Here is a 13,022-nt window from a genome sequence, read left to right as displayed (position 1 = left end):
GTGTTGCGAGCTTGTTGCAGATCATGTTCGCACCATGCAACGGCAAAACGCCTCATCGAGCGCAATGGAAAAGCCGCATTCTCAGTTCGGTCGAGCGAGCGCTTTCTGCACGAGTTGTGACAGGGGAGGGCCTGTCAGGCTTGGAATTCACAAGCTGCAACGCAATTGAGGAAGAAGCCGAAAGGGTGCAAGACCAGATCGATTTCTTGCAGCCAAACTCGGCTCTGGTGTGGTTCAATCCTGTTTGCATCATCGCGGATCAGCGGTCGGACTGTCGAGAACTGAACTGCGCGATCTCAGCCGGTGGGCTTCGAACCAAAACATGCGGACCACCGCGGACGGGGACAGTCGGTCCCGCGTCCCGTCCTGGGGCCGGCGCTATGCTGACGCTCCTACGGCTGTCCTGTTCACCGCCCGCGGCGGGGGGCGAATTTCCTCCGTCCTGCGCGTGACAATTGTCCGCTGTTGCGGCCGCGCGCAGGACTGCGGCTTATGCGCCGTTCTTCCTTGAGCGCCGACGGTCGCCGGCGCGGTGCTTGGGCATGGAACCGAATCCCAGGCAGCGTATTGACATGTATCCGAGTTCCTCATGTCCGAGTAGACGGCACTCTCAACAAAAGGCGCAAACGGCCCAGAGACTCGGCCAATCTCGATCCGGCAACGAGATCGCCGCTGCTGTCGGCGTCAAGCTGACGCATCCGGACAAGGTCATGTATCCAGGCACCAAGGTGACCAAATCCACGCTCGCCGCCTACTACGCAGTGGTCGCCGAGAAGATGCTGCCGCACATTCAGGATCGGCCGCTGTCGCTGGTGCGCGATACTCACGGCGACCTGCAGCAGACCTTCTTTCAGAAGCACAACCTGCCAGGCGTGCCCAGGGCCATCCATGATGGCCACTTGGAGAAGGTGTCCGGTAAGGAAAGCCGCATCTCGTGGTCGATGACTTGGCTGGGCTGATCGCGGGCGTCCAGACGAACGTGCTCGAATTCCACATCTGGGGAAGCCGTCGCCAGCAGCCGGATCTGCCGCACCGCATGATCTTCGACATCGACCCCGACAGGGCTTGGGCTTTGCTGCCGTCAAGCAGGCAGCCCTCGACATTCGGAGCATTCTGGAAGCGCTTGGATTGCAGTCGTGGCCGTTGCTGTCCGGCGGCAAGGGCGTTCATGTGGTCGTCCTGCTCCTCCCGGAGGCAGACTGGGACGAGGTCAAGAGCTTCTGCCAGGACTTCGCCGAACTGCTGGCCCGTACAGATCCGTCGCGCTTCGTCGCCAATATGAGCAAGGCGAAGCGCAAGGGCCGAATGTTTCTCGATTACCTGCGCAACGGCCAGGGCTCCACTGCAATCTGCCCCTGGTCGACTCGGGCACGCGCGGGGGCGTCGTGCGCGGTGCCTGTCAGCTGGGATGAGTTGCCCACCTGCGAAAAACGCCAACGGCTTCGATGTCTTCGCCGCCGCCGCGCGGGCTCAGGTGCGCGAAGCCTGGGAAGGTTATTTCGACGTCGCACAAACGCTTACCGACCGCATTCGGCACGCAGTCCGGCAGCAATAACCATAGGTCAGCGACACTACTGATTGGCGCGGACCGCCTTTGCCCCAAGTCCGGGAGCGTCCCCCTTCGAGGCCTGGGCTAGCCTCTAGAGCGAGAGTACGGACCGGTTTGCCGTGACGGGTTGAGAGCTGGAGGAGAGGCCTCCGGCGCCCGTCGCGGAGAAACCAGATGTCCAGACATTACGCTCGCGCCGGCGCCGACCGGGCAAGCCTCTATGATGACATCACCAACAAGATCATCGCCGAGCTGGAGGCTGGGCGCTTTCCCTGGGTGCCCTGGGGCACGGCGGCGGAGCAAGCACCCCTCGCCATGCCGGCCAATGCCGCCTCTGGCCGTGCCTATTCGGGGATCAACGTGCTGATCCTGTGGGGTGCGGTCGTCGAGCATGGCTTTCCCGTCCAGGGCTGGCTGACTTTCCGCCAGGCGCTATCGCTGGGCGGCCATGTCCGCAAGGGCGAACACGGGACCACCGTCGTCTATTCTGACCGCTTCATCCCTGACGACGAGAAGAAACGCGCGCGGGAGACCGGCGAGGCAGCACGGGCCATACAGTTTCTGAAGCGCTTCACCGTCTTCAACGTCGCGCAATGCGAAAATCTGCCCGACGATCTGGCGGTGTTTCCGCCCGCACCAGAGCCCGGACTGATCGAACCGGCCGTCGAGGCACTGATCAAGGCGACAGGGATCGATTTCCGCATCGGCGGCAATAGCGCCTATTATGTGCCGGCGCACGACTACGTGCAGGTGCCGCCTCCGCAGGCGTATTTCGAGACCATTGACTGGCACCGCACCGCCCTGCACGAGCTTGGCCATGCGACCGGCCATCCCTCCCGCGTCGGCCGTGACCTCGGCTGCGCCTTCGGCACAAAGCGATATGCTTTCGAGGAACTGGTCGCCGAAATGAACGCAGCCTTCTGCTGCGCCTCGCGAGGTATTGCGCCGACCGTGCGCCACGCCGATTACCTGGCCTCCTGGCTCGACGTCCTGCGCGAAGACAACCGAGCCATCGTGCGTGCCGCCTCCCAAGCCAGCAAGGCAGCCGACTGGTTGCTCGCCTTCCTTCCGCAACCCGACAACGGAACCAGGGCAGGGCCCGCCAGCGTCGACGAGGTCGAAATCGAGAAGAGGGCGGCATGATCGTTCTCACCGAGGAACTGCGCGTGCCTGCTCGCCAATAGCCGCGATCGCGACGCCGAACACGTACGGGTGGTGAAGCTCTTCAAATCAACTCGGCGAAGGAATTGGCTCGCAACCGCGCTCGAGATGACGTCGATCCGGCTGCCTTTCGGCATCGGCATCGAGCGGGACATGCTCTTTGGCACCGACCTGCCGATTTCCGTCTGGGCAGAGGCGGTCCGCCGGGGCGGAAACCTTCGCGACGCCGAACGCAACTCGACCATGCCGGCCAATCTGGCCGAGACGGCGAGTGAGATCTCAGCTTGTAATCCGCAAGCCGCAGATGCGCAGTCGTGTCTGCGGCCCTGTCCCCACCTCTGGATCTTCGGTGCGGCTCAGTCCTCAGAGTGAGAGGGCTGCGCCCGTCTTTTTTGACGGGTTTGGAGGACGAGAGAGTTTCGGCCGCCCGTCGCGGAGATAGTCCACATGGCTACGCCCAAGCAGAAGATCACCCTCAACGCTTCACGTGACATCCCCTTCAACAAGCTGATGCTGAGCCAGTCCAATGTCCGGCGCATCAAGCGCGGGGAAACCATAGAGGACCTCGCCGCGTCGATCGCCCGGCGCGGCCTGCTCCAGAGCCTCAACGTCCGGCCAGTGTTGGACGGCGAGGGCAACGAGACCGGCATGTTTGAGGTGCCGGCTGGCGGGCGCCGCTATCGCGCGCTGGAACTGCTGGTCAAGCAGAAGCGCATAAGCAAGACCGAGCCAGTTCCCTGCGTCATAAGCGACGCCCACAGCGCGGTCCCGATCGAGGAGGACTCGCTGGCCGAGAATTTTCAGCGCGAAGATTTACATCCGCTCGACATGTTTCGCGCCTTCCAGACACTTCATGACCAGGGCGCGAGCCATGAGGAGATTGCCGCACGCTTCTTCGTCTCCGCAACATTCGTGCAGCAGCGCCTCAGGCTGGCCAGGGTTTCGGCCAAGCTGCAGGAGATTTACGAGCAGGATGGCATGAAGCTCGAGCAGCTCATGGCGTTCACCGTGACCGACGATCACGCCCGTCAGGAGCAGGTCTGGGAGGCGCTCGAAAACTCCTGGTCGAAGGAGCCGCAGCAGATCCGGCGCCTGCTGACGGAGACCACTGTGCGGGCAAGCGATCGCCGGGCGCTGTTCGTCGGTGTCGACGCGTATGTCGCTGCCGGCGGCGTGGTGCTGCGCGACCTGTTCGAGGCCGACAATGGCGGCTGGCTGCAGGACCCCGCTCTGCTCGACCGCTTGGTCGGCGATAGGCTGAAGTCGATCGCCGACGAGATCGCGGCGGAGGGCTGGAAGTGGATCGTGGTCGATGCCGATCTGCCCTACGGGTACAATCACGGTCTGCGGGCAATCGCTGGCACCCCCGTCGGTCTGACCGACGCGGAGCGGGCGGAACGCGAAGCCCTGCGGGCGGAGTACGACCGGCTGGAAGCCGAGTATGGCGAATCCGACGAACTCCCCGACGATGTCGATCAGCGCCTCGGTCAAATCGAGACCGCGCTTGAGGCCTTCGAGAGCCGGCCGATGCACTACGATGGGGCCGAGATCGCCCGCGCCGGTGTGTTCATCAGCATCGATCGTGATGGCGATCTCGTCGTCGATCGGGCCCATGTGCGCCCCGAGGACGAAGCGATGCAGGCGGTCGACGGCCACTCGGCCGAGCCAGGTTGCGCCACCGAGAACGAAGACAGCAGACACAATCCTTCGGCCCGCGCGATTATCACCATCGGCGCGCAGGCGTCCGAGCCTGAGGAGGATGACGGCGACACCATCAAGCCGCTACCCGAGCGCCTGGTCATCGAACTTACTGCCCATCGCACGTTGGCGCTGCGCAACGCACTGGCCGAGAACCAGCATGTGGCCATCACGGCGCTCTTGCACCGGCTCGTCCTCGACACCTTCGGTCAGCGTTCCGCCATCGGCTGCGTCGAGGCCTTCGTCCGACATGTCCACTTGCCGTGGCAGGACGTCGGTCTCAAGGACAGCCCTGCGGCCAAGGCCGTCCATGAGCGCCATGAGGCATGGAAGAGCGACATTCCACTGGATGACGACGAGGCCCTATGGGCGTGGCTCGACGGACTCGATGAAGCAAGCCGGCAGACGCTGCTGGCGCATTGCGTCAGCTATGGGATCAACGCCTTGTTCGAACGACCCAATCCCTACGGCAGCGGCGTTTCCCAGCATGGACTCGATCAGCGCCGGCGTGAAGCCGATCGGTTGTCCCGTGCCACCGGGCTTGACATGGTAGATGCCGGCTGGCGGCCGACGGTGGATAACTATCTCGGTCGCGTCACCAAGTCCCGCATTCTCGGAGCCGTGCGCGAAGGCGCCGGCGACCAGGCCGCCCAGCTTATCGACCATCTCAAGAAGGCCGACATGGCCAAAGAGGCCGAGCGCCTCCTGGCCGATAGTGGCTGGCTACCCGAACCGCTCCGCCTTCGCGGCAATGACGCCGCCCGGCCGAATGTGGGCGAGGAAGCTGACCTCCCCGAATTCCTGGCCGGTGATGACGAGGACGGCTCGGCCACCCATGAGACTGCCGCACACGCGGTCGCCGCCGGATAGCACCGTCGGCGGAGTGGCGCGGGTCGCTCGGCCCTTTCTTCTTCACTACGAGTTCACGCCGTTCGCTCATCTTGCCGACGGCAATCCCTATGATGCCTACCTGCCGCCCGATCCCGACAGCGCCAATGGTTTCCTACAGAAGTCGGGGCCTGACGGCGGAATATGATCGAGATCGGTTGATACCGGCAAGCGCTCCACCTCATGGCGGGGCGCTTGTTTCATTTTGGCTTCGGTGGAGGCCAGAGAGGGAGAGGCGAGCCGGGATGGTTTTGAATCCGCACGGTCCAGAGAGAGCGCCGCGCGGCTCGATCCTGTCCCCGCTCTCCCGAGGTTCACACCATGTACATGATCTCGCCCGCTGTGGCAGTTCCCGCAGCCGCGCCGCTCCCGCTCCCCCAAACCGGTGCAGCCGGCGCTATCTTCGCCGCCGCCGGCCTTCTGCTTCCCCATCTCGAGCGCGGCGACAGCATCGACGCGCCAAAGTTGCGCGCGGCGATGGAAGCCGCATTCGGCGCCTCCGACGCCGCCGGCGCCTGGGACTGGAAGCAGGCCTACGATGCCTGCGAGGCTGCGACGGTCCTTTTCCTGCGCAAGTACGGAAAGGCGTTGTTCCGCAAGGCCGCGTTTCCGGCTCTCCGGCTGTCAGCATTGTCGAAGATCGCCCGGCTCATGCCGACGCATACCCGCCGATCCGAAGAAGCACAGACCTTCCAGCAGTTCTCGACGCCGATTCCGCTCGGCATGGTCGCCGCAACGGCCGCTGCCATCACGCCGGCCGACCGTGTGCTGGAGCCTTCCGCCGGCACCGGGCTGCTCGCCATCCTGGCCGAGATAGCCGGCGCCTCGCTCATTCTCAACGAGCTTGCCGAAACCCGCGCGGCACTTCTCTCCGGCCTCTTTCCGGCCGTCTGCGCCAGCCGCTTCGACGCCGCCCAGATCGACGACCATCTCTATCCCGGCGCCGTGCCCAGCGTGGTGCTGATGAACCCGCCCTTTTCGGTCATGGCCAACGTCGAGGGCCGCATGGCCGACGCGGCCTGGCGGCACATCGCCTCGGCCCTGGCGCGCCTTGCGCCCGGCGGGCGGCTGGTGACGATTACCGGTGCGAACTTCGCGCCCGACCACCCGGCCTGGACCGCCGCCTTTACTCGCCTGCAGGAACGTGGCCGCATCGTCTTCTCCGCCGCCATCGACGGCTCGGCCTACGCCAAGCATGGCACGACCTTTCCGACACGCCTCACCGTCATCGACCGGGTGCCGGCGGACGATCCGGACGTGTTCCCGGCAGATCAGGGCGTTGCCCCGGATGCCGCGACGCTGATCGCATGGGTCGGCGAGCATGTGCCGGCACGGCTGCCGGTCACCATACCCGCAGGTGCAACTCCCACATCGTCGTCGGCCGCACCCCGCACAGTGCGCGGCTATCTTGGTCCCACGGCAAGAATAACACCGCGGCCACCGCTCACTGATCCCGATGCCGTTGAGCTCGCCTATCAGGTGCTCGACTGGAAGGCCGCCGAGGGCGGCCACATCAGCGACGCCATCTACGAGGACTACGCGCTTCAGGCGATCCGCATTCCCGGCGCGCAGCCGCACCCCACCCAACTCGTGCAATCGGCGGCCATGGCCTCGGTCGCGCCGCCCAAGCCGAGTTATCGGCCGCGCCTGCCGAAGAACGTCCTTGACCTGCTCTCGGACGCGCAGCTCGAGACCGTCATCTATGCGGGCGATGCTCACGCCGAGTATCTCGCCGGCGCCTGGACGCTCGACGATACCTTTGACGTAATTAGCGCGGCGGCAGATGACGCGGCGCGGGCCGTGCGCTTCCGGCAAGGCTTCATGATCGGCGACGGTACCGGTGTAGGCAAGGGCCGCGAGTCCGCCGCCGTAATCCTAGACAATTGGATGCAGGGCCGTCGCAAGGCCGTCTGGATCTCCAAGTCAGACAAGCTCATCGAGGATGCGCAGCGCGACTGGTCCGCGCTCGGCATGGAGCGCTTGCTGGTCACCCCGCTCTCCCGCTTCCCGCAGGGCAGGCCGATCACGCTGGCGGACGGCATCCTGTTCACCACCTATGCCACGCTGCGGTCCGACGATCGCGGCGAGAGGCTTTCGCGGGTCAAGCAGATCGTCGAATGGTTGGGTCCGGATTTCGATGGGGTCATCATCTTCGACGAGGCGCACGCCATGCAAAATGCCGGTGGCGGCAAGAGCGAACGCGGCGACGCCGCTCCCTCCCAGCAAGGCCGTGCCGGCCTGAGGCTACAGCACGCCCTGCCGAATGCCCGCATCGTCTATGTGTCGGCGACTGGCGCCACCACCGTGCACAATCTCGCCTATGCCCAGCGGCTCGGCCTCTGGGGCGGCGAGCATTTTCCATTCTCGACCCGCGCCGAGTTCGTCGAGGCGATCGAGGCTGGCGGCGTGGCGGCGATGGAAGTACTGGCACGCGACCTCAGGGCACTTGGCCTCTATACCGCCCGCTCGCTCTCTTTCAACGGTGTCGAATACGAACTGCTCGAGCATGAGCTGACGCCCGAACAGGTCCGCATCTATGACGCGTACGCTGGGGCCTTCGGCGTCATCCACAACAATCTCGATGCTGCGATGCAGGCGGCCAACATCACCGGCAGCACCGGCACGCTCAATGCCCAGGCCAAGTCGACCGCGCGCAGCGCCTTTGAAAGCGCCAAGCAGCGCTTCTTCGGCCATTTGTTGACCAGCATGAAGACACCGACCCTGATCAAATCCATCACCGGCGATCTGGAGGAGGGCCATGCGGCCGTTCTCCAGATCGTCTCGACGGGTGAGGCGCTCATGGAGCGGCGGCTGGCCGAGTTGCCGACCGAGGAATGGAACGATGTTCGCGTCGACATCACGCCGCGCGAATACGTCCTCGACTACCTCGCTCATTCCTTCCCGGTGCAGCTCTACGAGCCCTTCACGGATTCGGAGGGCAATCTGTCGTCGCGCCCGGTCTACCGCGATGGCCAGCCGGTCGAGAGCCGCGAGGCGGTCGCCCGGCGCGACGAGCTGATCGCGAAACTCGCCAGCTTGACGCCTGTCCCCGGCGCGCTCGACCAGATCGTCCAACATTTCGGCGCGGACCTCGTCGCCGAAGTCACTGGCCGCTCGCGCCGCATCGTGCGCAAGCGCGACCGCCTGGTCGTCGAGCACCGAGCAGGGTCGGCAAATCTGGCCGAGGCGCAGTCCTTCATGGACGATCAGAAGCGCGTTCTGGTGTTTTCCGACGCCGGCGGGACGGGTCGTTCCTACCATGCCGAACTCTTGGCACGGAACACGCGGCTGCGTGTGCATTATCTGCTCGAAGCCGGGTGGAAGGCCGACACCGCCATCCAGGGCCTGGGCCGCACGCATCGGACCAATCAGGCGCAGCCGCCGCTGTTCCGGCCGATCTCGACCAATGTGAAGGCGGAAAAGCGCTTCCACTCGACGATCGCCCGCCGTCTCGACACGTTGGGCGCAATCACGCGCGGCCAGCGCCAGACCGGTGGCCAAGGGCTGTTCCGGCCAGAGGACAATCTTGAAAGCCACTATGCCGGCGATGCCTTGCGGCAGCTCTATCTCCTGATCGTACGCGGCAAGGTCGAGGGTTGCACACTCCAGCGTTTCGAGGCGGCGACCGGTCTCAAGCTGATGGACAACAACGGCATCAAGGACGAGTTGCCGCCGATCACCACCTTCCTCAATCGCCTGTTGGCGCTGACCATCGAAGTGCAGGGCGTGCTGTTCGGCGCCTTCGAGCAGCTTCTGGCCGCTCGGATCGGTGGCGCCATCGCCTCGGGCACCTATGACACCGGGCTGGAGACCCTGCGGGCCGAGAGCTTCGTCATCACCGACCGGCAGGTCATCTACGCCCATCCGCGCACCGGCGCCGAAACGCGGCTGCTGACGATCACCCAGCGCAAGCGCAATCGGCCCGTCATGCTCGATGCGGCGCTCCATCACCTTCGCGATTTGCGCGCCATCCTACTGATCAACGAGCAATCTGGCCGCGCCGCCGTGCAGATCCCAACCACCAGCATCATGCTCGACGACGGCGAGATCGAGCCGCGGGTCCGCCTGATCCGGCCAATGGAAGGCCAGAACATGCCGCTCAAGGCTATGGGCGAAACCCGCTGGGTCGAGGCCCACCGTGAAGCTTTCGCTGCAGCATGGAATGCGGAGGTCGCCGAGACTCCCGAGTTTGCCGATGCCGTGCTGCACATGGTGACGGGCCTGTTGTTGCCGATCTGGAAGCGTCTGCCAAACGAGTCGACCCGCGTTTTTCGACTTCAGACCGACGAGGGCGAGCGCATAATTGGTCGCCTTGTCACGCCGGCCTGGGCCGCCAACGCCACGGTGACAGGCGTCGCATCGCTATCGCCCGAGCAGGCGCTCGCGGCGCTGATCGACGGGCGGACGATCCTTGATCTCGCCGAGGGTCTCCAGCTTCGCCGCAGCCGCGTCATGGGCGCGTGGCGCATCGAACTGTCGGGCTTCACCGACATGATGCGGGAGCGCCTCACCGCCTACGGTCTCTTCCACGAGATCATTTCGTGGAAGCTCAGGATGTTCGTGCCGATCGACGCCAACGGGCTCGCCGTGCTGGAGCGCGTGCTCGACCGCTTCCCAATCGAGCGGGTCAGTGAGCGGGAGGCTGCATGATTCCGCGTCACGCTGCATCCGACCTCGCACACCGCCTCGCCGAACATGCCGAGGCGGTGTGCCGCCACTACCTCTCCAATGGCCGTCGCCAGGGCAACTATTGGAGCGTCGGCGACGTCCGCAATGCGCCGGGCCGCTCGACGTTCGTGCGTCTGCAGCCATCCCCGAAGGGACCGCCAGGCAAATGGACCGACGCCGCTACCGGCGAGCATGGCGACCTGCTCGACGTCATCCGCGAATCCCTCGGACTGGTCAACTTCCGGGACGTCGCCAATGAGGCGCGCCTGTTTCTCGCTATGCCAGATGCCATGCCACCCCGACCGGCCGCGCCGATCACGCAGGTCCCCATTGGATCTCCGGAAGCGGCTCGCCGACTGGTCGCCATGTCGAAGCCCATTATCGGCACCCTCGTGGAAACCTATTTGCGTGGACGTGGCATTGCGACTTTGTCCGGCACCGGATCGCTGCGGTTCCATCCGCGCTGCTACTACCGGCCCGGCGATCATGGACCGACCGAGACCTTGCCGGCAATGATCGCTGCTGTCACCGACCTTGATGGACATTTGACCGGCGCGCACCGCACCTGGCTCGCACCGGACGGCACCGGCAAGGCGCTCGTCGACACGCCGCGTCGCGCAATGGGTGACCTTCTGGGTCACGCTGTCCGCTTCGGTGCACCCGGCAGCGTCATGGCGGCAGGCGAGGGCATTGAGACGACGCTGTCGCTCAGATGCGCCTTGCCCGATATGGCGATGGCTGCGGCACTCTCGGCAGCCCATCTAGCCGCCATCCTGTTCCCGCCAACCCTGCGCCGGCTCTATGTCATCCGCGACAACGATCCGGCCGGTGACGGTGCCCGCGACAGCCTGCTCGAGCGCGCGACGGACGCCGGAATCGATGCAATCGTGCTGTCGCCAGCGATGCAAGACTTCAACGAAGACCTCAGCCGCTTCGGACTTGCGGCCTTCCGGGCCTCGATTGCAGACCAGCTCATGCGCAAAGATCGCATCCGATATCTGACACAGGCGGCATGAGCCGGGAGGGGAAGCGCGCGGCGCACGGTGCCGGTGCGGCGCATGGATGAGTGACCCGCCGGCAGAGACCCGAGACCCGGCCTTCGAGAGGGCGATCGGCCCACGAACTGGCCGGCCAGGCAATGGCGGCGGCCGACTATTTTCCGGCGCGCGCGACTGGTCGCGAATGGCAGCGATCGGGCGCGACGCCTTTCCATCGCGAGGCAAAATAGTCGGCCGCCGCCATCCTCCGCTGCGCTCCGGCCCTCCGCATCGCTGCGGGTGTCGGACCGTCCCGCCCGTGGGCTCTCGTCGCCATGAAGGCCGCGAGGGTCGCGGTCAAACCGACGGGAGCATCCCCATGAGAGAGCACGACGACACTGAACCGCACCACGCCGCTTCTGCGACCGATCACATCCTCACCGAACTCCAGCTCTATGGCTGGCGACCATTTGCGGACGAGCCCGATCCGCGACCGCTCCCCGGTGGCGACCAAGTGGCCGGAGCCGTGGCCGACATCTTTGACGCCCTCATCGTCACCCTGGCTGACACGCGCCTCGAACCCGACCTCGATGACTTGCTCTGGTCCCTCACCAATGTCTTCCACCGAGCTGTACAACGGATCGAGCGGCAACTGGAAGACAACGAGCAGGCCCAGCGCTGTCTGCAGCGCGAACAGGATGGCAGCGAGATCAAGGCGGTTGAACTCGAGACACTCACCGCCCAGGGCCAGACCATGATCGAACGGCGGGGCGCCTTCGAGCTCATGCGTGACCAGGCCGCCGAACACTACGATCAGTACACCGGTTCTGCCTGGCGACCGCGCACGGGGTCGATGGTAAACCACCACCATCTCACCGCCGCAATGATCGATAGCCGCGACTTCCTCGCGGCCAGGCGGCGCGCGGAAACCGAGGTCATGTTGCCGGCCGGCCCCAAGATCGCCTTCTCCGGCGGCGATACCGCCGATCACGAGATGATCTGGGCAAAGCTCGACCAAATCCGCGCCAAGCACCCCGACATGGTGCTGATGCACGGCGGATCACGCAAAGGCGCTGAAAAGATCGCCGCCCGCTGGGCCGATCATCGCAAGGTGCCGCAGGTCGCCTTCAAGCCCGACTGGAGCAGACACGCCAAGGCCGCTCCCTTTAAGCGCAACGACCAGATGTTGGCGGTCATGCCGATCGGCGTCATCATCTTTCCCGGCACCGGCATTCAGGAGAACCTCGCCGACAAGGCCCGCAAGCTCGGCATCCCGGTCTATCGATTAGGCGGCTCGTGAGCGCCCCCTTTGACCCTAGATCTTAGTCCAGGTTGGTCACCGCTATTCCACAATCTCACCGATGTGGAGGTATGTCTTTCACGACGCGAACGGCGGCTTCGCGCCTCATGACAGTCGGTTCCCCGGTTCAGTCCATTCACCAAAAGCGGGCGTCGCCAAACGGCCAGCCCTCAGGCTGTTATGTTCGCGGCAAATGCTCAGCTGGGCCGAATGGATGAGGCGCGACGATACCAGGCAAAATTCTGGGCACTCCGCCGGACTGTCACGAGTCCTCGAAGCGCAGGCCGATCTTTCCCGCTGCATGTTCCTGCACGCGTTCGGAAACGCAGATCCTGCCAGGCTCGGCGATCCTCTCCAGACGCGCGGCGATGTTGACCCCCGCGCCCAAGACGTGACCGTCCTGTTCGATGATGTCGCCGACGATCTTGCCGCGATGCGTGGCAATACAGGGATCGAGGTGGTCACGTTGATGGCTGTTCAAGCGCTCGAGGGCACCTTCTTCGTCAGCGCCCATCAGTTGACTGTACCCGGCGAGGTCAGCCGCAAGGATCGCCGAGAGCTTGCGCTCGACCCGACCGATTTCCATCCAGTCCCTCTGCAAGGCGTCAGGATCATATTTGCCCAGGTCAAGCGATCCAAGTCCGCTCTTCCGGTTTTCTTTGGGATCGCGTCAACCATGTCGGGCGCACCCGTTCGTACGGAGCAACTGGCGCTCCGCACGAGGGACAGGGCAACTCACTGGTGACTGGGTGCGTGCCTGACGAAGCTCTTCGTTTCGGCT

At 64.8% G+C, this 13,022-nt stretch carries 8 protein-coding genes and 2 pseudogenes; 9 read left to right on the top strand and 1 reads right to left on the bottom strand.

The window, feature by feature from the left end:
• Positions 1-542: 542 nt before the first annotated feature.
• The 9 genes and pseudogenes from ligD (NKK50_RS15530) (at position 543) to NKK50_RS15490 (ending at position 12,241) form a co-directional block, all read left to right on the top strand.
• On the top strand, positions 543-959 hold the full coding sequence (ligD, locus tag NKK50_RS15530) for a non-homologous end-joining DNA ligase LigD (protein WP_155927363.1): 417 nt from the start codon (positions 543-545) through the stop codon (positions 957-959).
• Positions 935-1,578, top strand: a pseudogene (gene ligD, locus NKK50_RS15525) (non-homologous end-joining DNA ligase LigD). Before ligD (NKK50_RS15530) ends, ligD (NKK50_RS15525) begins: the two are co-directional and overlap by 25 nt.
• Positions 1,579-1,723: 145 nt before the next feature.
• Positions 1,724-2,692: an ArdC family protein gene (locus tag NKK50_RS15520; protein ID WP_023690434.1), complete on the top strand. Its 969-nt coding sequence runs from the start codon at positions 1,724-1,726 to the stop codon at positions 2,690-2,692.
• A 69-nt stretch (positions 2,693-2,761) separates the two neighbouring features.
• A complete protein-coding gene (locus NKK50_RS31340) occupies positions 2,762-3,082 on the top strand; it encodes a DUF2958 domain-containing protein (protein ID WP_460221719.1) in 321 nt (106 codons plus the stop codon).
• Positions 3,083-3,157: 75 nt separating this feature from the next.
• Complete coding sequence (locus NKK50_RS15510) at positions 3,158-5,278, top strand: ParB/RepB/Spo0J family partition protein (RefSeq protein WP_352543616.1); 2,121 nt, start codon at positions 3,158-3,160, stop codon at positions 5,276-5,278.
• 46 nt (positions 5,279-5,324) lie between these two features.
• Positions 5,325-5,444, top strand: a pseudogene (locus NKK50_RS31335) (DUF6117 family protein); the annotation flags it as partial.
• A gap of 173 nt (positions 5,445-5,617) precedes the next feature.
• Entirely contained in the window at positions 5,618-9,946 is a 4,329-nt protein-coding gene (locus tag NKK50_RS15500; protein ID WP_352543615.1) for a strawberry notch-like NTP hydrolase domain-containing protein, read from the top strand.
• Positions 9,943-10,980: a DUF7146 domain-containing protein gene (locus NKK50_RS15495; RefSeq protein ID WP_023690437.1), complete on the top strand. Its 1,038-nt coding sequence runs from the start codon at positions 9,943-9,945 to the stop codon at positions 10,978-10,980. Before NKK50_RS15500 ends, NKK50_RS15495 begins: the two co-directional genes overlap by 4 nt.
• A 340-nt stretch (positions 10,981-11,320) precedes the next feature.
• Complete coding sequence (locus tag NKK50_RS15490) at positions 11,321-12,241, top strand: DUF2493 domain-containing protein (RefSeq protein ID WP_023690439.1); 921 nt, start codon at positions 11,321-11,323, stop codon at positions 12,239-12,241.
• A 262-nt stretch (positions 12,242-12,503) separates the two neighbouring features.
• On the opposite strand, the gene NKK50_RS15485 is transcribed toward NKK50_RS15490, so the two are convergent.
• Positions 12,504-12,827 carry a nucleotidyl cyclase domain-containing protein gene (locus NKK50_RS15485; protein WP_023690440.1) on the bottom strand — a complete coding sequence of 108 codons (324 nt, stop codon included), beginning with the start codon at positions 12,825-12,827 and terminating at the stop codon, positions 12,504-12,506.
• Between the last annotated feature and the right edge of the window lie 195 nt (positions 12,828-13,022).

The sequence above is a fragment of the Mesorhizobium sp. M0001 genome, assembly GCF_040324255.1.
Lineage (GTDB): Bacteria > Pseudomonadota > Alphaproteobacteria > Rhizobiales > Rhizobiaceae > Mesorhizobium.
The sequence above is the reverse complement of the archived record's forward strand: the minus strand, read 5'-3'. Positions and strand labels throughout refer to the sequence as shown.